The sequence below is a fragment of the Caballeronia sp. Sq4a genome, from assembly GCF_023170545.1.
In the GTDB taxonomy this organism is placed as follows: Bacteria; Pseudomonadota; Gammaproteobacteria; order Burkholderiales; family Burkholderiaceae; genus Caballeronia.
The window spans coordinates 379,168-402,508 of record NZ_CP084250.1 but is presented as its reverse complement, the minus strand read 5'-3'; the positions used below and the strand labels follow the sequence as shown (position 1 = coordinate 402,508).

The following is a 23,341-nucleotide window of genomic DNA, read 5'->3' as shown; positions in this document are numbered from 1 at the left end:
ACGAACATGACCGAACAATCGAGCGAAAGCACCGTGCGGCCGTTCCCGGTCGCCGCGCTGCAAATGGTGAGCACGCCGGATCGCGACCGCAATCTGGCAGAGGCCGGGCGGCTCATCGCCGAGGCGGCGCAAGGCGGCGCGCAACTGGTGCTGCTGCCCGAGTACTTCTGCTTCATGGGTCTCAAGGACACCGACAAGCTCGCGATCCGCGAGACGCCCGGCGACGGCCCGATCCAGCAATTCCTCTCCGAGGCTGCGCGCAAACATGGCGTGTGGGTCATCGGCGGGACGCTACCGCTGAAGTCGCCGGAAGCGTCGCGCGTGCTGAACACGTCGCTCGTCTTCGGTCCGGACGGCGAGCAGGTCGCGCGCTACGACAAGATTCATCTGTTCAATTTCGAAAAGGGCGAGGAATCGTTCGACGAAGCGCGCAGCATCGTGCCCGGCGCGGACGTGCGGACCTTCGAAGCGCCATTCGGGCGCGTGGGCCTCTCCGTCTGCTACGACCTGCGCTTTCCCGAGCTGTACCGGAAGATGGGCGACTGCGCGCTGATGGTCGTGCCGTCCGCGTTCACGTACACCACCGGCCGTGCGCACTGGGAGACGCTGCTCAAGGCGCGGGCGATCGAGAACCAATGCTACGTGCTCGCCGCCGCGCAAGGCGGCAAGCACGAAAACGGCCGCCGCACATGGGGACATAGCATGCTGATCGACCCGTGGGGCGAGATCGTCGCCGTGCGCGAGGAAGGCGCGGGCGTCGTCGCGGGCGCGATCGATCCCGAGCGCATCGCGAACGTGCGGCAGAGTTTGCCGGCGTACCGGCATCGGGTGATCGCGTAGGCGTTCCTGCGCCACGTCCCGATGTCCCGACGTCGCGCTGACGCGCCGCATCTCGAAAATAGGCTTTTTGACGGCCTTGAACGCGCGAAAGTGGTCCCGCACATGGCCTGAACGACGCGGACAGTAGAATTGTCCGAATTCACCGAACACGCTGCATCAACGCAATAGGCACCGCATGAACATCATCGAACCCGGCATCCGCAACCTGGTCACGGCGAAGGACGTTCTCCTGACGCCGTACGGCCTCGACGAGGGTCTCATCACGCGCACGCTCGCGGAGATTTTCACGCATCGCGTCGATTACGCGGATCTGTACTTCCAGTCCACGCGCAGCGAAGCGTGGAGTCTGGAGGAAGGCATCGTCAAATCGGGCAGCTTCAGCATCGATCAGGGCGTCGGCGTGCGCGCCGTGTCGGGCGAGCGCACGGCTTTCGCCTATTCCGACGATCTTTCGCCCGAGTCCATCCGCCAGGCCGCGCTCGCCACGCGGGCGATCGCGAAGGCGGGCGGCGGCAAGCACAAGATCAAGCCGGCGAGCACGCTCACGGGCGTCTCGGGCCGCGATCTATACGTGCCCGCCGATCCGCTCCATTCACTCGATGCCAACGCGAAGGTCAGGCTGCTGGAGCGCGTCGAACAGATGGCGCGCGGGCGCGATCCGCGCATCACGCAAGTGATGGCGGGGCTCGCGGGCGAATACGACGTCGTGCTCGTCGCGCGCAGCGACGGCGCGCTGGCGGCGGACGTGCGGCCGCTCGTGCGCGTCTCGGTGACGGTGATCGCCGAGCAGAACGGCCGGCGCGAGATCGGCACGGGCGGCGGCGGCGGACGCTTCGACTACGGTTACTTCACGGACGATATTCTGTCGAAGTACGTCGACGACGCCGTGCATGCCGCGCTCGTCAACCTGGAAGCGCGCCCTGCCCCGGCCGGCGCGATGACGGTCGTGCTCGGGCCGGGCTGGCCCGGCGTGCTGTTGCACGAGGCGGTCGGACACGGGCTGGAGGGCGATTTCAACCGCAAGGGATCGTCGGCGTTCGCGGGCCGCATCGGCGAGCAGGTGGCGGCGAAGGGCGTGACGGTGGTGGATGACGGCACGCTGCCGAATCGCCGCGGGTCGCTGAATATCGACGACGAAGGCAACCCGACGCAGTGCACGACGCTGATCGAAGACGGCATTCTGAAGGGCTACATTCAGGATTCGCTCAACGCGCGCCTGATGAAGATGCCGGTGACCGGCAACGCGCGCCGCGAGTCGTACGCCGCGCTGCCGATGCCGCGCATGACGAACACGTACATGCTCAACGGCGACAAGGACCCGCAGGAGATTCTCGCGTCGGTGAAAAACGGCCTGTACGCGGTCAATTTCGGCGGCGGTCAGGTGGATATCACCAATGGCAAGTTTGTGTTCTCGGCGTCCGAGGCGTACATGATCGAGGACGGCAAGATCACATACCCGGTGAAGGGCGCGACGCTGATCGGCAGCGGTCCGGAATCGCTCAAATACGTGACGATGATCGGCAACGACATGTCGCTCGACAGCGGCGTGGGGGTGTGCGGCAAGGAAGGCCAGAGCGTGCCGGTCGGCGTCGGTCAGCCGACGTTGCGTATCGAGAAGATGACGGTGGGTGGCACGATTTGATGCAGTTTTGCCGCATCGGCGGTGGCGCGATCGGAATCGTTCGAAGCCGCCGATGCGGATTTCCCGCGTTCGACGCGCGGCCGCTTGTCAGCGCCGCCCGTTTGAGGTTATAAAGACGGTCACCCTTTTGCAATGCGCCCTGTGCTCACCATGTCCGCCAAGTTTTATTTTTATTTCTTTTGGCATCTCAAGCCGCTGGCGGATCGAGAGGGGTGAGTCGTAGGTTGCAGATACGCAAAACCGAATTCCCGAAAAACCGCCAGAGAGTCTGGCGGTTTTTTTTTGCCTTCCATTTTTTGCTCAGAACATTGCCGTTGGAGAATCGCCATGCCCCCGCACAATACCGATGACGTTCGTATCCGTGAGTTGAAGGAACTCGTCCCGCCCGCGCATTTGATCCGCGAATTTCCCTGCACGGAGCCGGTGTCCGATGTCATCTTCAACGCGCGGCAATCGATGCATCGCATTCTGCATGGCATGGATGACCGGTTGATCGTCATCATCGGGCCGTGTTCGATTCACGATCCGAAGGCGGCGCTGGAATATGCGGGGCGCTTGATCGAGCAGCGCAAGCGGTTCGCGGGCGAACTGGAAATCGTGATGCGCGTGTATTTCGAAAAACCGCGCACGACGGTGGGCTGGAAAGGGCTGATCAACGATCCGTATATGGATAACAGCTTCAAGATCAACGACGGATTGCGTGCCGCGCGGGAATTGCTCATGCATATCAACGAGCTTGGGTTGCCCGCGGGGACGGAATATCTCGACATGATCAGCCCGCAGTACATCGCGGATTTGATCTCCTGGGGCGCGATCGGCGCGCGGACGACCGAATCGCAAGTGCATCGGGAACTGGCTTCGGGGCTTTCGTGTCCGGTCGGATTCAAGAACGGCACGGACGGCAACGTGAAAATCGCGGTGGATGCGATCAAGGCCGCTTCGCAGCCGCACCATTTTCTTTCTGTGACGAAGGGCGGGCATTCGGCGATTGTTTCGACCGCTGGGAATGAGGACTGCCATATCATTTTGCGCGGTGGCAAGACGCCAAACTTCGATGCGGCTTCCGTGGATGCGGCTTGCAGCGATATCGGCAAGGCGGGATTAGCGGCGCGCTTGATGATCGACGCCAGCCATGCGAATAGCTCGAAGAAGCATGAGAATCAGATTCCGGTTTGCGCGGATATCGGGCGTCAGTTGGCCGCTGGCGATGAGCGGATCGTCGGCGTGATGGTGGAATCGCATCTTGTCGCCGGGCGGCAGGATTTGAAGGAAGGGTGCGAGCTTACTTACGGGCAAAGCGTTACTGATGCTTGTATTGGGTGGGAGGAGAGCGTCGGGGTGCTCGAGGGATTGGCGGAAGCGGTCAAACAGCGGCGGGTCAAGAGGGGCCACCCGAGATAACGGTCACACCTCATGAAGAGCCGCGAGCGTGCCCCTCCGGTGTTTATTCGGAGGCGCCCTCTCGATGTGCGATCTGGCGCAGGCCTCGCCAGTCGATGAAAGGTCCCAGCCTTGAGAGCTGACTGTCGTCGATGTAGCGGCCGGGCAACTCAGCGCGGCAGTGATCGACATATTTCATGATCGCAGCGAAGGTTTGTTCGTTGGTCGACTTCTCGTCAATGTTACGTTCTACAGCCAATTTCCAGGTTTGGAACTCGAACTGCTTTTTTCTGGTCTTTCTGATGCGCCGATGACCGACACAGTAATACTCGCCTCTCACTTGACTTCCGAGAAAATGAAGCCGAATATAGCCAATGATCTCGTTGAAGAGCCAACATCCTCCAAAAGATCTCTCGAGATGAAATGTAGCATTGGCAAGATGATCTGCATGACTCTTCCCACGTAACGGCCATCTGTCGCTATGCTCAGCGCCGGGCGAAGAAAGGACGCGATCGATGAACTCGGCCCTATCACGATAGTAGCGTTGCTCATCCACGCGATAGACTGGCAAGTCAAGCAGATAAAGGTTCAACATTTCTGGGCAACGCGCTCACTAGAGAATTTGACGCACTCACGCCGGGTCAGTGCTGACTTGTCAGATCGGCACCTGCTCAAACACTTTTATGGCGTGGGCGAGACGACAAGCAAAAATTTCGCGGCACACCACGATCGATCCGAGTTGCTTTTCGTATTCGACTAGCCTCTGAAACTCGGATAACCGATATTGGATTGCGAACTCATGACTTCCCGCATCTCGCTCGAGCCAAACAACTCGCTTCATAACCCAATCGCGAGCCCCGCCATAAGCCTGTTCGCGAAGCTTTTCCATGCGAGCGTGCGGGTCGTCTCTGCTATAGCCAATCTTCACGTATCCCGTCGATTCGGAGTGCGCAAGATAAACAAAGCCCGAATCGGAGCTTCTGAGCTGAAATGCTATTTTCGAGGTGTCGCATTGGATGCAATGCCCTGCCTTAGTGCGCAATGTATGCCCACCCTTCGCGCACTCTGAACCACCATAGAAAAATTTTTTTGCAGTTCGCGCATCGCTGTCTCGCGCGCTTTCTTAGATAGTCCGGACGCATCGAAAAGCAATGACTCTGGGATTCGATGCAGCCTTAAGAAGGAAATCTGCTCTTTGGTTAGTTCTGCCAATCTAATCGGTCTCCATTTTTCCGAGAGCTCGCACAGTTCGGAGAAAAGGTAGCGCATCACCGTATTTCCCGCAACCGCTTCCTCAAAATTCTTCAAAAATTCTTGACTGTCCTCAATCTAAAGTATGCTTCCATAATACGTCGACGCCCCCATCCGCCCGATTCAAAACCCGCGCCAACACGAACAACAAATCCGACAACCGATTAACATACCTTCTAGGCGCGTCATTAACCGCATCGACTTCAATACGCCCCAAAGCAACAATCGCCCGCTCCGCCCTTCGACACACCGTGCGGCAAACATGCGCCAAAGCCGCCGCTCTCGACCCGCCCGGCAAAATAAACTCCTTAAGCGGCGGCAAAGTCGAGTTGTAATCCGCGAGCCACGCATCCAACCGCGCTAAATGCGAATCCGAGATCATCGAATGTCCCGGAATAGACAATTCGCCGCCCAGATCGAACAAATCGTTCTGAATCTGCGTGAGCGCATTACGCACATCCGGCGGTAAAGCCTCGCACAACAACACGCCCAACGAAGAATTCAGTTCATCGACATCGCCGATCGCCGCAATGCGCGCATCGTCTTTCGAAACGCGGCGGCCATCGCCGAGTCCGGTGGTGCCATCGTCGCCGGTGCGCGTCGCGATCTTGCTGAGGCGGTTACCCATCACTGCTCCTTTGTCATTCAAATGCGCCAAAAATCTGCCGAAGCATTATAGGCAGCGCCCCTCGCTTCCCCCCCGACGCCGCGCGCCGCGAGCGTCCCGCGCGTAGAATAAGACAGCATTTCGGCGCCCTGCCGTGCAACCGCCAAACAGCACGCACGCCGCCCGAAGCACGAAATCGACAAAAAATCCGCCGGAGACGCCCGTGAATCACCCCGCCTTGCCGCATGCCATCCGCCGGCCGTTTCCCGCCGCCCTGCTCGACGCGCTCAAGCAACACTTCGCTGAGCGCGTCAGCACGAGCCAGGCCGTGCGCGAACATCACGGCCGCGACGAATCCCCGTTCGATCCGCAATTGCCCGACGCCGTCGTGTTCGCGCGCAGCACGGAAGAGGTGCAGGCCATCGTCCGGCTGTGCGCCGAGCACGATGTGCCGATCATCCCGTACGGCAACGGATCCTCGCTCGAAGGGCATCTGCTCGCGGTGCAAGGCGGCGTCTCGATCGACTTGTCCGAAATGAACCGCGTCGTCTCGATCAACGCCGAAGACCTCACCGCCACCGTGCAGCCCGGCATTTCCCGCAAGCAGCTGAACGAAGCGCTGAAGGACACCGGCCTCTTCTTTCCGATCGATCCCGGCGCGGACGCGAGCATCGGCGGCATGTCGGCGACGCGCGCCTCGGGCACCAACGCCGTGCGCTACGGCTCGATGCGCGAAAACGTCCTCGCGCTGACCGTCGTGCTGGCCGACGGCCGCGTCATCCATACCGGCACGCGCGCGCGCAAATCGTCGGCGGGTTACGACTTGACGCGGCTTTTCGTCGGCTCCGAAGGCACGCTCGGCGTCATCACCGAAATCACGGTGCGGCTCTATCCGCAGCCCGAAGCCATCTCCGCGGCCGTCTGCGCGTTCCCGTCGATGGGCGACGCCGTGCGCGCCGTCATCGAAACGATCCAGATGGGCGTGCCGATCGCCCGCGTCGAGTTCGTCGACAAGCTCGCGGTGCGGGCCATCAATCGACATTCGAATCTGACGCTGCGCGAATCGCCGATGCTGTTCTTCGAATTCCACGGCACCGAAGCGGGCGTGAAGGAACAGGCGCAGACCGTGCAGGAGATTACGGCGCAAAACCACGGCACCGACTTCGAATGGGCGACGCGTCCCGAAGACCGCAGCCGCCTCTGGACCGCGCGCCACAACGCCTATTTCGCGATGCTGCAACTGAAGCCCGGCTGCCGCGCCGTGACCACCGACGTCTGCGTGCCGATCTCGCGTCTGGCCGAATGCGTCGAAGAGACGGAGAAGGACCTGCTCGGCTCGTCGCTGCCCTGCCCGATCGTCGGACACGTCGGCGACGGCAATTTTCATGTCGCAATGCTGCTCGATCCCGCGAAGCCCGAGGAACGCGACGAAGCAGAGCGCCTGAACCGGCGCATCGTCGAGCGCGCGCTGAAAGTCGGCGGAACGTGCACGGGCGAGCACGGCGTCGGGCTGCACAAGATGGACTTCATGCTCGACGAGCACGGCGAAGACGGCATCGACGTGATGCGGTCCATCAAGCACGCGCTCGATCCGAAGAACCTGATGAATCCGGGCAAGATCTTCGCGTTCACGCGTTAAGCAACGCCGCCGCATCCCGCGCGCCCGGTGGACGAAGAAGCCACGAGCGCGCAACATGGGGTGTCGCCGCGTCAGAGACTTTTATCGAATACGCGCCGTCATGTTCAGGCGCCGGGAGGAGACATGAACGCACCCGACGAACTCAAGCCCGAGTTCTCCGACGCCGCCGCGCCGGAATTCTCGCCGAATCTGCCGCACGAGGACGCGCCCGCGCTCACGGAAGAACAGCTCGCCGAGCGCCAGCGCGAAGTCGTGCAGGCGCTGATGGCCGTGCTGCCCACGCATTGCCTGCTGTTTCGCGATGAGGACACGTCCGTCTACGAATGCGACGGTCTCGCCGCCTACCGGCGCCTGCCGCTCGCGGTCGTGCTGCCCGAGACGGAAGCGCAGGTCCAGCGCGTCGTGCAGATCTGCGCGCGGCTCGGCGTGCCGATCGTGCCGCGCGGCGCGGGCACCGGGCTCTCCGGCGGCGCCATGCCGATTCGCCACGGCATCGTGCTGTCGCTCGCGCGCTTTCGGCGCATCATCGAAGTGGATTCGTACGCGCGCACGGCCACCGTGCAGCCCGGCGTGCGCAATCTCGCCATCTCGGAAGCCGCCGCGCCTTACGGGCTGTACTACGCGCCGGACCCGTCGTCGCAGATCGCCTGCACCATCGGCGGCAACGTCTCCGAGAATTCAGGCGGCGTGCACTGCCTGAAATACGGCCTTACCGTGCATAACGTGCTGCGCGTGCGCGCCGTGACGATGGAAGGCGATATCGTCGAATTCGGCTCGCTCGCGCCGGATGCGCCGGGGCTGGATCTGCTCGCGGTGCTGATCGGCAGCGAAGGCATGTTCGCCGTCGTCACCGAGGTCACCGTCAAGCTGATTCCGAAGCCGCAGACCGCGCAGGTCATCATGGCGAGCTTCGACGACGTGGTCAAAGGCGGCAACGCGGTGGCGGCGATCATCGCGGCGGGCATCATCCCGGCCGGCCTCGAAATGATGGACAAGCCCGCGACGCGCGCTGTCGAGGAGTTCGTCAAGGCCGGCTACGATCTCGACGCAGCCGCCATTCTGCTGTGCGAATCCGACGGCACGTACGACGAAGTCGCCGAGGAAATCGTCCGCATGACCGCCGTGCTGCGCGAGCATGGCGCGACGCGCATTCAGATTTCACGTTCCGAAGCCGAGCGGCTCAAGTTCTGGTCCGGCCGCAAGAACGCGTTTCCCGCTGCGGGCCGCATTTCGCCCGACTATTACTGCATGGACGGCACGGTGCCGCGCCGCGCCATCGGACCGCTGCTCGCGCGCATCGAAGAGATGGAGAAGAAGTACGCGCTCCGCTGCATCAACGTGTTCCATGCGGGCGACGGCAACATGCATCCGCTGATTCTCTTCAACGGCAACGATCTCGACGAATGGCATCGGGCGGAAGCGTTCGGTTCCGACATTCTCGAAACCTGCGTGGAGCTCGGCGGCACGGTGACGGGCGAACATGGCGTGGGCATCGAGAAGATCAATTCGATGTGCGTGCAGTTTTCGCCGGAAGAGCGCGACGCGTTTCACGCGGTCAAGCGCGCGTTCGATCCGCTGCGCCTGCTCAATCCCGACAAGGCCATTCCCACGCGCGCGCGCTGCGCCGAGTACGGCAAGATGCACATTCGCGGCGGCCTCCTGCCGCATCCCGAACTGCCGCGCTTCTGATCGGCCGCCGCGCTCGCCGCGCGTTTCGCTATCCACGTTTGTCCGGGTACGGCTGCGTTAAGCGGCCGGTACAATCGACCGGACAGGCGTAGCGCAAGCCATACGAAAAGCGGATCACAAGAGCGGGACACCATGGAACAGGACGACATCGTCGCCGCCTGGTCGGAGCGGATCGCCCGGGCCAGCGAGACCGGCGCGCCGCTGCGCATTCGCGGCGGCGGCACGAAAGACTGGTACGGCCAGACGCTCCAGGGAGAGATTCTCGACACGCGCGCCTATCGCGGGATCATTTCGTACGATCCGGCGGAACTGGTCATCACCGCGAAAAGCGGAACGCCCCTTGCTGAAATCGAGGCTGCGTTAAGAGAACATGGCCAGATGCTGCCTTTCGAGCCTCCTCACTTCGGCCGCAATGCGACGCTCGGCGGCTGCATCGCGGCGGGTCTTGCCGGACCGCGCCGCGCGTGGACCGGCGCGGCGCGCGATTTCGTGCTCGGCGCGGCCGTGATGAACGGACGCGGGCAAGTGCTGCGCTTCGGCGGGCAAGTGGTGAAGAACGTCGCGGGCTACGACGTCGCGCGGCTGCTCGCGGGATCGCTCGGCACGCTGGGGCTGATTCTCGAATTGTCGGTGAAGGTGCTGCCGCGACCCGTCGCGGAAGCCACGCTCAAATTCGACATGCACGCCACCGACGGCGTGCGCAAGCTCAATGAATGGGGCGGCCACCCGTTGCCGATCAGCGGCAGCGCGTGGCGCGACGGCACGCTCGCGCTGCGTCTGGCGGGCGCGGAAGCGGCCGTGAAGACCGCGCGCAATTCGCTCGGTGGCGAAGTGGTGGATGCGGTCGAGGCCGACCGCTTCTGGATCGGCCTGCGCGAACAGACGGACCCGTTCTTCGCCGTGATCGAACCGCGCTCGGCGCTCTGGCGACTCGCGCTGCCGTCGATTGCGGAGCCGCTGCATCTGCCGGGCGCGCAACTCATGGAATGGGGCGGCGCGCAACGCTGGTGGATCACCGACACCGATCCGCAGACCGTGCGCATCAGCGCGAAGCAGGCCGGCGGCCACGCGACGATCTTTCGCGCGGGCTCGGCCTACGACCGCAACGCGGGCGTGTTCACGCCGCTGCCCGCGCCGCTCATGAAGATTCACCGCGGGTTGAAGGCCGCGTTCGATCCGGCGCGCATCTTCAACCGCGCCCGGCTTTATCCCGATTTTTAGGCGAACCGAGCAACACGCAATGCAAACCAATCTCGCCGATTTCATCCGCGGCACCGCCGATGGCGACGAAGCCGACGCGATTCTCCGCAAGTGCGTCCACTGCGGCTTCTGCACGGCGACTTGCCCGACGTATCAACTGCTCGGCGACGAACTCGACGGACCGCGCGGGCGCATCTATCTGATGAAGCAGATGTTCGAGGGCGCGCCCGCCACGCGCAGCACGCAGACGCATTTGGACCGGTGCCTCACGTGCCGCAACTGCGAGACCACGTGCCCGTCGGGCGTGCAGTACGGCAAACTCGTCGAGATCGGCCGCAAGGTCGTCGAGCAGAAGGTCGAGCGGCCGATGCGTCAGCGCATCCAGCGCCGCTTTCTTGCGAGCTTCCTGCCGAACAGCACGCTCTTCACGCCCGCGATGAAGCTCGGGCAGCAAGTGCGCGGCGTGCTTCCGCGCAAGCTGCGCGCGAAGATTCCGGTGCCCGAGAAGCCGCTCGCGCCGCCCACGCGCAAGCACGCGCGCAAGATGCTGATGCTCGCCGGCTGCGTGCAGCCCGCGATGATGCCGAACGTCAACACGGCGACGGCGCGCGTTTTCGATGCGCTCGGCATCGAGATCGTGACCGCGCCGAGCGCCGGCTGCTGCGGCGCGATTCGTCTGCATCTCGGCTATAACGATGACGCGCTCGACGACGTGCGCAACAACATCGACGCGTGGTGGCCGTATGTCGAAAGCGGCGTCGAGGCGATCGTGATGAACGCGTCGGGCTGCGGCGCGACGGTCAAGGAGTACGCGCACCTGCTGCGCAACGATCCGATGTATGCGGACAAGGCGCGGCGCATCGTCGACTTGACGCGCGATCTGGCCGAAATTCTGCCGGCGTTCGAAGAAGAACTCGTCGCACTGGCGCGGCGGCGTGCGGTGCATACCGTGGCATTCCATCCGCCGTGCACGTTGCAGCACGGGCAGCAGATTCGCGGGCGCGTCGAGCATCTTCTGACGGCGCTCGGTCTCGAAGTGCGCCTGCCCGCGGACGCGCACATGTGCTGCGGATCGGCCGGAACGTATTCGGTGCTGCAGCCGAAAATGGCTTACGCGCTGCGCAACCAGAAGCTCGACCGGCTGGAAAAGACCGAGCCGCAGATGATCGTGTCGGCGAACGTCGGCTGCATCGCGCATCTGCAAAGCGGCACATCCACGCCGGTGACGCACTGGATTCAGCTTCTGGAGCATCTGCTGTACGGCTAGGCGGATTCGTATAATGGCCCGATCCGCCATGAATGTCGCTCGCGCATGTCCATCGCTCAACATCTAGAAGAAGTCCGTCAACGGATCGCGCAGGCCGCCGAACGCGCGTCGCGCGATCCGGCGTCCGTCACGCTGCTCGCCGTATCCAAGACCTTCCCCGCCGACGACGTGCGCGCCGCCTTCGATGCCGGCCAGCGGGCGTTCGGCGAGAACTACGTGCAGGAAGGCATCGCGAAGATCGCGGCGCTCGCAGACTTGCGCCGCGAGATCGAATGGCATTTCATCGGGCCGCTGCAATCGAACAAGACGAAGCTCGTCGCGGAGCAGTTCGACTGGGTGCATTCCATCGACCGCCTGAAAATTGCGGAGCGCCTTTCCGCGCAGCGTCCCGAAGGCGCGACGCCGCTCAACGTGTGCGTGCAGGTGAACGTGAGCGGCGAGGCATCCAAAAGCGGCGTCGAGCCGCATGACGCCGCGGCGCTCGCGCATGCGGTGGCCAAGCTGCCCGGCCTGCGTCTGCGCGGGCTGATGTCGATTCCCGAGCCCGCCGACACGCTCGACGCCCAGCGCGCGCCGCACGCGCGCCTGCGCGATCTGATGGGTACGCTGCGCGCCGACGGCCTCGAACTCGACACGCTTTCGATGGGCATGTCCGCCGATCTCGAAGCCGCCGTGCTCGAAGGCGCGACCATCGTGCGCATCGGCACCGCGATCTTCGGCAAGCGCACTTACACCCACTGACTCATCACTCACCATGAAAATCGCATTCATCGGCGGCGGCAACATGGCCGCGGCGCTCATCGGCGGTCTCATCAAGCGCGGCGTCGCGCCTGCGGATATCTACGCCATCGACATCAACGACGAAGCGCGCGCGCGCACCGCGAAGCAATTCGGCATCGAGACGGGCGCGGCCATCGACGCGAAGCTCGCGGGCTACGACGCCATCCTGCTCGCCGTGAAACCGCAGGTGCTCAAAGGCGTCGCCGAGGCGCTCGCGCCGCATCTCGCGCGGCAGACGGTCATCAGCATCGCGGCGGGCATCCGCGCGGCGGACCTCTCGCGGTGGCTCGGCGGCTACGCGAACGTGGTGCGCACCATGCCGAACACGCCCGCGCTCATCGGCATGGGCGTAACGGGGCTCGCCGCATTGCCGGGCGTGAGCGACGAGGCGAAGGCGCTTGCATCGCAAGTGCTGGAAGCGGTCGGCGCGACCGTCTGGTTCGACGACGAAGCGAAGATCGACGCCGTCACCGCCATCTCGGGCAGCGGTCCGGCGTACGTGTTCTATTTCATCGAAGCGATGCAGGAAGCGGCGCGCGCCCTCGGCATGGACGATGAGCAAGGCCGCGCGCTCGCGGTCGCGACGTTCACGGGCGCGGCGCAACTCGCGGCGCAGTCGAGCGAACCGGCGAGCGTGCTGCGCGAGCGCGTGACATCGAAGGGCGGCACGACGGCGGCCGCGCTCGCCTCATTCGATGCGCAAGGCGTGAAGGACGCGATCGTGCGCGGCGCGCTGGCGGCACAAGCGCGGGCCAAGGAAATGGGGGATGAATTCGGCGCGGCTTGAGGCTCTTGAAAGCGCAGATATGACGTGGCGCGCGCGGGTTATTCGATGAAAAACCTCTTGCCGCGCTGCGCGATATGCCTCAACAGCGGGTCACGTGCGTTCAACGCGAGCAGAACGTCCGGATGAGTTTCTCGTCGTTCTTGAACACTTCGACGAGCATGACGGGCGCGCACCGCTCGATGGTTTCCTTCGCGCCCCGAAGCACGTCCAGTCCGATTGCCTTCCATGTCGAGCTTGATGAGATCGACACGATCGAGCATCAATGAATCGCCACGCGCCGCGCACTCTCAGCCTGCCAGCGCGTACTGAAGCGCAATCCCCGCGAACAACACGCCGCCCAGCCAATTGTTGTGCTTGAACGCGGCGAAGCACGCCATGCGCTCGCGATTTCGGATAAGCGTGTAGTGATACCCCGCGCAGCCGGCCGCGCCCAGCCAGCCGAGCCAGTACGGCCAGCCGAAGTGCAGCGCGACGCCGATGCCCGCATACACCGCGAGCGTCGCGGCGTAGCACAGCATCACGGCGAGCACGTCGTACCGGCCGAACGTGAGCGCGGACGTGCGAATGCCGATCTTGATGTCGTCGTCGCGATCGACCATCGCGTATTCGGTGTCGTACGCCACCGACCAGAACACGTTGGCCGCGAGCATGATCCACGCGAGCATCGGCACATGATCCTGCACGGCGGCGAACGCCATCGGAATGCCGAAGCCGAACGCGATGCCCAGATACGCCTGCGGAATCGCGAAGAATCGCTTGGTGAACGGATACGTGCCCGCGACGAACAGCGCGAAAACCGACAGTTCCTTCGTGAGCGCGTTGAGCGGCAGAATGAGCAGGAACGCGACGAGCGACAGCGCCGCCGCGAGCGCCACCGCTTCCCACGCGCGAATCTTGCCCGACGTGATCGGCCGCTCGGCGGTGCGCTTCACGTAGCGGTCGAAATCGCGGTCGGCGTAATCGTTGATCGCGCAACCCGCCGAGCGCATCAGGAGCGTGCCGATCGCGAAGATCACGATCAGCATCAGCGATGGCCGGCCATCCGACGCGATCCATAACGCGTTGAGCGTCGGCCACAAAAGCAGCAGGCTGCCGATGGGCTTGTCCAGGCGCACGAGGCGCATATAGAGCGGGAGACGGGCGAGCATGGAAGGCGGCCGGAACGGAAGAGCAGATATTTTAGTCCAGCGCTGCGCGCCGCTCTGAAAAGCAAAAACCCGTGCAGTACATCGCACGGGTTTCCTGAACGGACAAGAGAAGCGCTTTACGCGAGCATCGAGCGCAGCATCCACGCGGTCTTTTCATGCGTCTGCATGCGCTGCGTCAGCAGGTCGGCGGTCGGCTCGTCGTTGGCGGCTTCGGTCGCCGGGAAAATCTCGCGCGCCGTGCGCACCACCGCTTCCTGACCTTCCACCAGTTGGCGGATCATGTCTTCGGCGTCGGGCACGCCTTCGGCTTCCGGAATCGACGAGAGCTTCGCGAAGTCGCGATAGCTGCCCGGCGCGTGCACGCCGAGGGCGCGAATGCGTTCCGCGATCGAATCGACGGCCGTCGCCAGTTCCGTGTATTGCGTCTCGAACATCAGGTGCAGCGTGTTGAACATCGGCCCCGTGACGTTCCAGTGGAAATTGTGCGTCTTCAGGTAGAGCGTGTAGGTGTCCGCGAGCAGCCGCGACAGCCCGTCGGCGATCCGCTTGCGGTCTTTGTCGTTGATGCCGATGTTGACGGCAGGTGCAATGCCTTTTTTCGCCATGATGACTCCGTGAAAGAGTGATTCGAACGTGGTGCGCCGCGCGTGACGCATTGTTTCGCCGCGCGGCGTTTCGAGCGATCGACAGTGTATCTTAGAAACGCGGCGGTTTCCTTGTGCAGCAAGGCTTCGCGGCGCTCATGCCGCGCGCTGCGCAAGGCGGATGACGTCAGGCGAACCCGCCCGCGCCATGCAGCGCGCTCGCGACGACGAGTCCGTACGCCGCCGCCACGATTCCGAAAGCAACTGCGACGCGCGCACCGCGCGTTGCCCGGCGGCTCGTCGCTTCCAGGCGATCCACCGCCTGGCCGATGATGTTCAGTGTCTGGGTCATGATCTTGCTCCTGCGTTCCCGTTCGACCGTTGCCGCCGCGCCTTTCACGCGAGTCACACAGCGGCCGTATCTTCCTCGTCGATGTCCTTGTTCGCGTCGACCCGCTGCCCGATGCGGGCGAGCGCATCGACGACGCCTTGCGCATAGGCCGGATCGGCGCGGCGGAAGTGCTCGATCTGCCGCGCGATGATCTCGTTCGGCACGCCGTGAATGTGCCGCGCGATGTTGCCGAAGAGCCGCTCGCGCTGCCCGTCATCGAACAGGCGGAAGAGCGCGCCCGGCTGGCTGTAGTAGTCCTCGTCCTCGCGATGATCGTAGCGATCGACCGCGCCCGCCGCGAGCGGCGGCTCGTTCACGCTCGGGTCCTGGCTGAAGTCGCCGAAGCGGTTCGGCTCGTAGTTCACGCGGCCACCGAGATTGCCGTCGACGCGCATTGCGCCATCGCGATGAAACGGATTCGCCACCGGCGTGCGCGGCGCGTTCACCGGAATCTGATGGTGATTGATGCCGAGGCGATAGCGTTGCGTGTCGCCGTACGAGAAAAGCCGCCCTTGCAACAGCCGGTCCGGCGAAAAGCCGATGCCCGGCACGACGTTCGCCGGCGTGAAAGCCGACTGCTCGACCTCCGCGAAGTAGTTCTGCGCGTTGCGGTTCAGCTCGATCACGCCCACATCGATGAGCGGATAGTCCTTGTGCGGCCACACCTTCGTGATGTCGAACGGGTTGAAGCGGTAAGTCGCCGCGTCCGCTTCCGGCATGATCTGCACGCGGAAATTCCAGCGCGGGAAGTTGCCCCGGTCGATATTCTCGACGAGATCGCGCTGCGCGCTTTCGCGGTCGGCGGCGATCACGGCGGCGGCTTCGGCATCCGTGAAGTTTTCGAGCGGCTGTTGCGACTTGAAGTGGAACTTCACGTAGAAGCGCTCGTTATTCGCGTTGATGAACGAGAAGGTGTGCGAACCGAAGCCGTGCATCTGCCGATAATTCTTCGGAATGCCGCGATCGCTCATCAAAATGGTCACCTGGTGCAGCGATTCCGGATGACGCGACCAGAAATCCCACGCCGCCACGTTGCTGCGCAGGTTGGTGTACGGATCGCGCTTTTGCGTATGGATGAAGTCGGGAAACTTGAGCGGATCGCGAATGAAAAACACCGGCGTGTTATTGCCGACCACGTCCCAGTTGCCCTCTTCCGTATAGAACTTGATGGAAAAGCCGCGCACGTCGCGCTCGGCATCGGCCGCGCCGCGCTCGCCGGCCACCGTCGAAAAGCGCATGAAAATGGGCGTTTCCTTGCCGATTTCGTTGAAGAGCTTCGCCTTCGTGTAGCGGGAAATGTCGTGCGTCACGCGCAACGTGCCGAACGCGCCCGAGCCCTTCGCATGCACGCGGCGCTCGGGAATCACTTCGCGGTCGAAGTGCGCGAGCTTCTCGATGAGCCAGAAATCCTGCAGCGTCACGGGGCCGCGCGGGCCGGCGGTCTGCGAGTTTTGGTTGTCTCCTACGGGCGCGCCGCTGGCGGTGGTGAGTCGTTGGGTCGTCATCGTGATACTCCGTGGTTTGTGTTGGCTTGGGATGAAGAAGGCGTCACGCAGTGCGGGCGAAGGCGGCGAGGACGTCGAGCGCGACGGCGCGCAGTTCGGACCATGGCGTCGCTGCCGAAGCGGCGCGGGATGCGGCGGGCTGGCGGGATGTCATCGCTCTGTTCCTCGTGTCTTGTCAGAGCCGGGCGGCTCTCTGGGAACAGAGCTTATCAAAGCTATCGGATTTCGCTATTCGATTAATTTTATTTATCCGATAGGCGGGTGGCGCGGATGGCGCGGATGGGACGGCGCATGGCGCCGTCCGGGTATCACGCGGCGTTAAGCGGATCGGAACCGTAGCGGTTCACGCCGTCCGTGCCGCGCGAACACGTCCAGATAAAGACCAGAATGCCGCCGACGATCGGCACGAACGCGACGAGATAAAACCACCCGGACCGGCCGGTGTCGTGCAGCCGTCGAACCGTGACTGCGAGACTCGGCACGAACAGCGCGAGAACCACGATCGAGACGAGCGAAATAACGGCTAGCGAATCTTCATTCATGCCCATCAGCACCATTGCAACGCCCGCGACGATGCCCGCGAAAAGCTGGAAGTACCAATATTCCGAACGGCGAGCACGGCCGTTGAAAGTAGCGAATTTTTCGATCAACGCCACGCGAACTGCTTCTGAAAAGCCCATTTTTATTCTCGTTCCTGTGTATGAGGCGCGACGGACATGCCGCGCCCGGACAAAAATCCTATGGCGCGAGAAACAGCATTTTTATCGCGATCGCGGCAATTGACCAAAAAACACAGAACCGCATAAAAGCTCGGCCGCAAATAACAAAACCGCGCCTCTTTCGAGCGCGCGGTTCAGATCAATCGAAAAGCAGAAGTCGGCTTAATTCACCGCCACCGGCATATCCAGCTTTTTAACGCCCGGTAAATCGCAAGCGGCAATGGCATCGGAGATGGCGTCGATTGCCGGCATCCGCGTGAAACTCTTTCGCCACGCGAGGACCACGCGCCGGTCCGGCACCGGTTCGTCGAACGGGACGTAGCTGAGCAAGCCGGAGTCGATGCCCGGCGCGTGCGGCTTCACTTCCATGACCGACATGCGCGGCAGCACCGTGATGCCGACGCCGCTCGCGACCATATGCCGAATCGTTTCCAGCGACGAGCCTTCGAACGTCTTCTGAATGCCGTCGGCGTTTTGCGAGAAGCGCATCAGTTCCGGACAGACGCCGAGCACATGATCGCGGAAGCAATGACCGCTGCCGAGCAGCAGCATGGTTTCCTGCTTCAGATCGTCCGGGTCGATCTTGCTGCGGTTCTCCCACGCGTGGCCGGAAGGCATCGCCACGACGAACGGCTCGTCGTAGAGCGCGCGCACCATCAGCCCGGTTTCGGGAAACGGCAGCGCCATGATCGCGACGTCGATTTCGCCTTGCTTCAGAAGCTCGATCAGCTTGAGCGTGTAGTTTTCCTGCAGCATGAGCGGCATCTGCGGGACCGACTTGATCATCTGCTTGACGAGCGTCGGCAGCAGATACGGCCCGATGGTGTAGATGACGCCCAGACGCAGTGGCCCGACGAGCGGATCCTTGCCCTGCTTGGCGATTTCCTTGATGGCGAGCGTCTGTTCGAGCACGCGCTGCGCCTGCGTGACGATCTGCTCGCCGATCGGCGTGACGCTGACCTCGCTCGTGCCGCGCTCGAAGATCTGCACATTCAGCTCGTCTTCGAGCTTCTTGATTGCCACCGACAGCGTCGGCTGGCTGACGAAGCACGCCTCGGCGGCGCGGCCGAAGTGCCGCTCGCGCGCCACCGCGACGATGTACTTCAATTCAGTAAGCGTCATTGGGGACCAATGGAAGACATGGATTCAATAGGTTTGAGTTATACACCCGGGAATGCCGGTTCGACAACTCGTCGATGGCCGGCGCGCGCGGATGAAGCGCGAATCACTCGAATCAAATAGGGACCGACGAAACGCCGCCAAGTTCGCGGCCTATGCCTTCAGATACTGCTCGCGTGCGCCGAGCCAGCGGGCGAGATGCCGCTCGACGGCCTCCGGGAAGGCGTCGAGCATCTGTTGGGCCGCCTCGCGCGCAGTCTCGATCAGCCAGCCGTCCTGTTCCAGGCTCGCGAAGCGCAGCATGGCCTCGCCCGACTGACGCGCGCCCAGGAATTCGCCGGGCCCGCGTATTTCCAGATCGCGGCGCGCGATCTCGAAGCCGTCGGTGGTTCCGCGCATCGTCTGCAAACGAGCGCGCGCCGTCTGCGAGAGCGGATTCGAATACATCAGCACGCACACGGACGCCGCGCTGCCCCGCCCCACGCGCCCGCGCAACTGATGCAACTGCGCGAGGCCGAAGCGCTCGGCGTGCTCGATCACCATCAGCGACGCGTTCGGGACGTCCACGCCCACTTCGATCACGGTAGTCGCGACGAGCAACTGCACTTCGTTGCGCGAGAAGGCGTCCATGACGGCCGCTTTCTCGGCAGGCGCGAGCCGCCCGTGAACCAGCCCGACGCGCAATTCCGGCAGCGCGGCGACCAGCGTCTCGTACGTCTCGACGGCCGTCTGCAACTGCAAGGTTTCGCTTTCCTCGATCAGCGGACACACCCAGTAGACCTGCCGCCCGGTCAGCGCCGCCTCGCGCACGCGGCCGATGATCTCGTCGCGCCGGCCGTCCGAGACGACCTTGGTGAGAATCGGCGTGCGGCCCGGCGGCAATTCGTCGATGGTGGATACGTCGAGGTCCGCGTAGTACGTCATGGCGAGCGTGCGGGGAATGGGCGTCGCGGACATCATCAGCTGATGCGGCTGGAAGTCGCGCGCGCCATCGGACGCGTTCTGCGCCTTCGCCCGCAGCGCGAGCCGCTGCGCGACGCCGAAGCGATGCTGCTCGTCCACGATCACGAGGCCGAGACGCGCAAATTCCACCGTGTCCTGAATGATCGCGTGCGTGCCGATAACGAGTTGCGCCGTGCCGAGCGCCGCCGCCTCGCTCGCGGCGCGCTTTTCCTTCGCCTTCAGACTCCCCGCGAGCCACGCCACCGACACGCCGAGCGGTTCCAGCCAGCCGCGCAGCTTGCGCGCGTGCTGCTCGGCGAGGATTTCGGTCGGCGCCATCAGCGCGGCCTGATAACCGGCGTCGATGGCCTGCGCCGCCGCGAGCGCCGCCACGATGGTCTTGCCGCTGCCGACATCGCCCTGAAGCAGACGCTGCATCGGATGCGCGAGCGTCAGTTCGCCCGCGATTTCCGCGACCACTCGCTCCTGAGCGCCGGTCAGCCGGAACGGCAGCGCATGCAACAGACGCGCGACAAGGGAACCGGCATCGCTCGCGGTCCGGCGCGGCATCGCGGGCGCGGCGCGCGTGCGGCGCTCGGCGTGCGCGCGCTTGAGCGATAGCTGCTGCGCGAGCAATTCCTCGAACTTGATGCGCGTCCACGCCGGATGCGTGCCGTCGATGAGCGCGGTTTCGTCCGAATCCGCGCGCGGATGATGCAGCGTCTTCACCGCGTCGAGCAGGCCCGGTAGATTCAGCGGCGCGAGATGGGCGCGCGCCACCGGGTCCGGCAACAGCTCCGGCAAGGAGACGCGGGTGAGCGCGTTGTCGATGGCCTTGCGCAGATACGCCTGCGAGATGCCCGCCGTCGACGGATAAACGGGCGTGAGCGCCTGCGGCAGCGGCGTGTCGCCATCGACGGGGCGCACCGCCGGATGCACCATCTCCAGCCCGAAGAAGCCGCCTCGCACGTCGCCGCGCACGCGCAGCCGCGTGCCGATGGCCATTTGCTTGACTTGCGAGCCGTAGAAGTTGAGAAAACGCAGCGTGAGTTCGTCGCCGGCGTCGTCGTGAATCTTGACGAGCAACTGCCTTCGGGGCCGATACGCAATCTCGTTGTCGAACACGATGCCTTCGGTCTGCGCGATGTCGCCGGGAATCAGTTCTGCGATCGGCGTGAGCGAGGTTTCGTCCTCGTAGCGCATCGGCAGATGCAGCACGAGGTCGATGTCCGACTTGAGGCCGAGCTTCGCGAGCTTGTCCGCCGTCTTCACGACGGGCTTCGTCTTCTTGGCCGCGTCGTCGCCGGCTTTCGCGCGCTTGGCCGCCGGCGCGGCTGCGAGCGCGGCGCCAGGTTCGGCGCCGGAAAGCGCATCGGCCGGGGATGACAGGCGACGGTCGGACAAGGGCATCTAATCTCTTCGCAAGTACAATGTGAGGTTTGTTCGGCGCTGGTGCCTTGTTTTCAGCTTCGTTCGCACGACTTCAAGCCATGTTCACGCTTTCCGATTTCGATTTTAATCTGCCGCCCGAGCTGATCGCGCAGAGCGCGCTCGCCGAGCGCAGCGCGAGCCGCCTGCTCGAAGTGGACAACCGCGCCTTGCCGGCCACGCTCATCGACCGGCGCTTTTCCGAACTGCCCGACTTGATTCAGCCGGGCGACCTGCTCGTCTTCAACGATACCAAAGTCCTGAAGGCGCGGTTCTTCGGCCAGAAGGCCAGTGGCGGGCGCGTAGAAGTGCTGATCGAGCGCCTTACCGGCCCGACGACCGCGCTCGCCCAAATTCGCGCGAGCAAGAGTCCCGCGGCGGGCAGCACGATCAAGCTCGCGGACGCGTTCGACGTGACCGTCGGCGAGCGCGTCGAGCCCTTCTACACGCTGCATTTCCCGGCCGATTGCCTGACGCTCATCGAGCAATACGGGCGCTTGCCGCTGCCGCCGTATATCGAGCACGACGCCGACGCCTACGACGAATCGCGCTACCAGACCGTCTATGCCGCGAATCCCGGCGCGGTGGCCGCGCCGACGGCGGGCCTCCATTTCGATGACGCCCTCTTCGCCCGGCTGGATGCGCGCGGCGTCGAACGTGCGACGCTTACGCTGCACGTCGGCGCGGGCACGTTCCAGCCAGTGCGCGTCGACAACATCGCCGAGCACAAGATGCATAGCGAGTGGTACGCGCTGCCGCAGTCGCTCGTGGATCGCATCGCGGCCGTGAAGGCGCGCGGCAATCGCGTGATCGCCGTCGGAACGACCTCCATGCGCGCGCTCGAAGCCGCCGCCCGCGACGCCGCCGAGGCCGGCCGCCCGCTTGCCGCGACCAGCGCAGAAACCGATATCTTCATCACGCCGGGCTACGAATTCCGCATCGTCGACCGGCTGATTACCAACTTCCATTTGCCGAAATCGACGCTGATGATGCTCGTCTCCGCGTTCGCCGGCATGGAGACGATCCGCGAGGCGTACCGTCACGCGATCGAGGCGCGTTACCGCTTTTTCAGCTATGGCGACGCGATGCTGCTCACGCGCGCTTGAGCTTTTCTCAACCCGACGCGCCGGACTGTTCTCCGGTAGCACAGGAATCTACATGACAGTGAATCACACCCCGCCGGACAACGGCCTCAAGTTCGAACTGCTGACGACCGACGGGCAGGCCCGCCGCGGCCGCCTCACGCTCAATCACGGCGTCATCGAAACGCCGATTTTCATGCCGGTCGGCACGTACGGCACCGTGAAGGCGACCCAGCCGCGCGAACTCGAAGAAATCCGCGCGCAGATCATCCTCGGCAACACGTTTCACCTTTGGCTGCGCCCGGGACTGGAGACGATCGGCGTGCACGGCGGGCTGCATCGCTTCATGGGCTGGGACCGGCCGATTCTCACCGATTCCGGCGGCTTCCAAGTGTTCTCGCTCGGCGATCTGCGCAAGATCACCGAAGATGGCGTCACGTTCGCATCGCCGATCAACGGCGACCGGCTGTTCCTGTCGCCCGAAGTGTCGATGCAAATCCAGAAGGTGCTGAACTCGGACATCGTCATGCAGTTCGACGAATGCACGCCGTACGCGACCAACGGCGTGCCGACCTCGCACCAGGAAGCCGCCGACTCCATGCGCATGTCGATGCGCTGGGCCAAGCGTTCCATCGACGAATTCACGCGGCTCGGCAACCCGAATGCGCTCTTCGGCATCGTGCAGGGCGGCATGTTCGAAGACCTGCGCGACGAATCGCTGGCCGGACTCGCGGACATCGGCTTTCACGGCTTTGCGATCGGCGGGCTGTCGGTCGGCGAGCCGAAGGAAGACATGATGCGCGTCCTGAATCACATCGGACCGAAGCTGCCTGCCGACAAGCCGCATTACCTGATGGGCGTCGGCACGCCGGAGGATCTCGTGGCGGGCGTGGCGGCGGGCGTCGACATGTTCGACTGCGTGATGCCCACGCGCAACGCGCGCAACGGCTGGCTTTTCACGCGCTTCGGCGATCTGAAGATCAAGAACGCGACGCACAAGAATTCGATGAAACCGCTCGACGAAAGCTGCGGCTGCTACACGTGCCGCAATTTCACGCGGGCGTATCTGCATCATCTGCATCGCGTGGGCGAAATTCTCGGCGCGCAGTTGAACACCATCCACAACCTGCACTACTACCTGCAATTGATCGGCGAAGTGCGTGAGTCGATCGAAAATCACAGCTTCGAGGCGTTTCGCAAGACCTTCGCGGAAAACCGGGCGCGCGGGGTCGACTAACTTACGCCAGCCGTCGCGCCGCTCCCATTACAATCACCTTTCTAACGCTCGCCCGAACGGCCCGCGCGCGGGCCTAACGGCTTGATGCCAAAGCGCATTCCGGC

22 protein-coding genes are annotated in these 23,341 nt (G+C 63.7%); 11 read left to right on the top strand and 11 right to left on the bottom strand.

Going from position 1 to position 23,341, the window contains the following annotated elements; genetic code table 11:
• Positions 1 to 6: 6 nt before the first annotated feature.
• From LDZ24_RS01915 to aroG, 3 genes are all read left to right on the top strand, one after another.
• Complete coding sequence (locus LDZ24_RS01915; protein WP_248321234.1) at positions 7 to 840, top strand: carbon-nitrogen hydrolase family protein; 834 nt, start codon at positions 7 to 9, stop codon at positions 838 to 840.
• A 175-nt stretch (positions 841 to 1,015) separates the two neighbouring features.
• Positions 1,016 to 2,482 (top strand): metalloprotease TldD, encoded by a 1,467-nt coding sequence (tldD, locus tag LDZ24_RS01910; RefSeq protein ID WP_248321232.1) that lies wholly within the window; start codon positions 1,016 to 1,018, stop codon positions 2,480 to 2,482.
• 327 nt (positions 2,483 to 2,809) lie between these two features.
• On the top strand, positions 2,810 to 3,883 hold the full coding sequence (gene aroG / locus LDZ24_RS01905; RefSeq protein ID WP_248321230.1) for a 3-deoxy-7-phosphoheptulonate synthase AroG: 1,074 nt from the start codon (positions 2,810 to 2,812) through the stop codon (positions 3,881 to 3,883).
• A gap of 43 nt (positions 3,884 to 3,926) precedes the next feature.
• On the opposite strand, the gene LDZ24_RS01900 is transcribed toward aroG, so the two are convergent.
• The 3 genes from LDZ24_RS01900 to LDZ24_RS01890 all read right to left on the bottom strand — a co-directional run bounded on the left by LDZ24_RS01900 (position 3,927) and on the right by LDZ24_RS01890 (position 5,741).
• Positions 3,927 to 4,457 (bottom strand): hypothetical protein, encoded by a 531-nt coding sequence (locus LDZ24_RS01900; protein WP_248321228.1) that lies wholly within the window; start codon positions 4,455 to 4,457, stop codon positions 3,927 to 3,929.
• A 60-nt stretch (positions 4,458 to 4,517) separates the two neighbouring features.
• Positions 4,518 to 4,904 (bottom strand): GIY-YIG nuclease family protein, encoded by a 387-nt coding sequence (locus LDZ24_RS01895; protein ID WP_256465376.1) that lies wholly within the window; start codon positions 4,902 to 4,904, stop codon positions 4,518 to 4,520.
• Between the two features lie 282 nt (positions 4,905 to 5,186).
• The gene (locus LDZ24_RS01890; RefSeq protein WP_248321224.1) at positions 5,187 to 5,741 is read right to left on the bottom strand and encodes a cob(I)yrinic acid a,c-diamide adenosyltransferase; all 555 of its coding nucleotides are present in this window, start codon (positions 5,739 to 5,741) and stop codon (positions 5,187 to 5,189) included.
• Positions 5,742 to 5,943: 202 nt separating this feature from the next.
• Here LDZ24_RS01890 and LDZ24_RS01885 point away from each other — a divergent pair, with 202 nt between their 5' ends.
• The 6 genes from LDZ24_RS01885 to proC all read left to right on the top strand — a co-directional run bounded on the left by LDZ24_RS01885 (position 5,944) and on the right by proC (position 13,082).
• Positions 5,944 to 7,359, top strand: coding sequence for an FAD-binding oxidoreductase (locus tag LDZ24_RS01885; RefSeq protein WP_248321222.1), 1,416 nt, complete (start codon positions 5,944 to 5,946; stop codon positions 7,357 to 7,359).
• A 123-nt stretch (positions 7,360 to 7,482) separates the two neighbouring features.
• Positions 7,483 to 9,048 carry an FAD-linked oxidase C-terminal domain-containing protein gene (locus LDZ24_RS01880; protein ID WP_241269821.1) on the top strand — a complete coding sequence of 522 codons (1,566 nt, stop codon included), beginning with the start codon at positions 7,483 to 7,485 and terminating at the stop codon, positions 9,046 to 9,048.
• A 132-nt stretch (positions 9,049 to 9,180) separates the two neighbouring features.
• Positions 9,181 to 10,269 (top strand): glycolate oxidase subunit GlcE, encoded by a 1,089-nt coding sequence (gene glcE / locus LDZ24_RS01875; protein WP_206467544.1) that lies wholly within the window; start codon positions 9,181 to 9,183, stop codon positions 10,267 to 10,269.
• A 19-nt stretch (positions 10,270 to 10,288) separates the two neighbouring features.
• The gene (glcF, locus tag LDZ24_RS01870) at positions 10,289 to 11,515 is read left to right on the top strand and encodes a glycolate oxidase subunit GlcF (protein WP_248321220.1); all 1,227 of its coding nucleotides are present in this window, start codon (positions 10,289 to 10,291) and stop codon (positions 11,513 to 11,515) included.
• 45 nt (positions 11,516 to 11,560) lie between these two features.
• Complete coding sequence (locus tag LDZ24_RS01865; protein WP_248321218.1) at positions 11,561 to 12,256, top strand: YggS family pyridoxal phosphate-dependent enzyme; 696 nt, start codon at positions 11,561 to 11,563, stop codon at positions 12,254 to 12,256.
• A gap of 13 nt (positions 12,257 to 12,269) precedes the next feature.
• Positions 12,270 to 13,082 (top strand): pyrroline-5-carboxylate reductase, encoded by an 813-nt coding sequence (proC, locus tag LDZ24_RS01860; RefSeq protein ID WP_248321217.1) that lies wholly within the window; start codon positions 12,270 to 12,272, stop codon positions 13,080 to 13,082.
• A 100-nt stretch (positions 13,083 to 13,182) separates the two neighbouring features.
• On the opposite strand, the gene LDZ24_RS01855 is transcribed toward proC, so the two are convergent.
• From LDZ24_RS01855 to recG, 8 genes are all read right to left on the bottom strand, one after another.
• Positions 13,183 to 13,332 carry a hypothetical protein gene (locus LDZ24_RS01855; protein WP_248321215.1) on the bottom strand — a complete coding sequence of 50 codons (150 nt, stop codon included), beginning with the start codon at positions 13,330 to 13,332 and terminating at the stop codon, positions 13,183 to 13,185.
• A gap of 37 nt (positions 13,333 to 13,369) precedes the next feature.
• Entirely contained in the window at positions 13,370 to 14,230 is an 861-nt protein-coding gene (ubiA, locus tag LDZ24_RS01850; RefSeq protein WP_248321214.1) for a 4-hydroxybenzoate octaprenyltransferase, read from the bottom strand.
• 116 nt (positions 14,231 to 14,346) lie between these two features.
• Entirely contained in the window at positions 14,347 to 14,835 is a 489-nt protein-coding gene (locus LDZ24_RS01845; RefSeq protein WP_175939482.1) for a Dps family protein, read from the bottom strand.
• Positions 14,836 to 15,001: 166 nt separating this feature from the next.
• Complete coding sequence (locus LDZ24_RS01840) at positions 15,002 to 15,166, bottom strand: hypothetical protein (RefSeq protein ID WP_175939481.1); 165 nt, start codon at positions 15,164 to 15,166, stop codon at positions 15,002 to 15,004.
• A gap of 53 nt (positions 15,167 to 15,219) precedes the next feature.
• Entirely contained in the window at positions 15,220 to 16,710 is a 1,491-nt protein-coding gene (locus LDZ24_RS01835) for a catalase (protein WP_248321213.1), read from the bottom strand.
• 308 nt (positions 16,711 to 17,018) lie between these two features.
• Positions 17,019 to 17,390: a DUF805 domain-containing protein gene (locus LDZ24_RS01830; protein WP_248321211.1), complete on the bottom strand. Its 372-nt coding sequence runs from the start codon at positions 17,388 to 17,390 to the stop codon at positions 17,019 to 17,021.
• A 201-nt stretch (positions 17,391 to 17,591) separates the two neighbouring features.
• A complete protein-coding gene (locus LDZ24_RS01825; protein ID WP_175939478.1) occupies positions 17,592 to 18,551 on the bottom strand; it encodes a hydrogen peroxide-inducible genes activator in 960 nt (319 codons plus the stop codon).
• A gap of 150 nt (positions 18,552 to 18,701) precedes the next feature.
• Complete coding sequence (gene recG / locus LDZ24_RS01820) at positions 18,702 to 20,900, bottom strand: ATP-dependent DNA helicase RecG (RefSeq protein ID WP_248321209.1); 2,199 nt, start codon at positions 20,898 to 20,900, stop codon at positions 18,702 to 18,704.
• 80 nt (positions 20,901 to 20,980) lie between these two features.
• On the opposite strand from recG, the gene queA reads away from it, so the two are divergent.
• Positions 20,981 to 22,024 (top strand): tRNA preQ1(34) S-adenosylmethionine ribosyltransferase-isomerase QueA, encoded by a 1,044-nt coding sequence (gene queA / locus LDZ24_RS01815; protein WP_248321208.1) that lies wholly within the window; start codon positions 20,981 to 20,983, stop codon positions 22,022 to 22,024.
• 52 nt (positions 22,025 to 22,076) lie between these two features.
• The gene (gene tgt, locus LDZ24_RS01810) at positions 22,077 to 23,237 is read left to right on the top strand and encodes a tRNA guanosine(34) transglycosylase Tgt (protein ID WP_248321207.1); all 1,161 of its coding nucleotides are present in this window, start codon (positions 22,077 to 22,079) and stop codon (positions 23,235 to 23,237) included.
• Positions 23,238 to 23,341 lie beyond the last annotated feature (104 nt).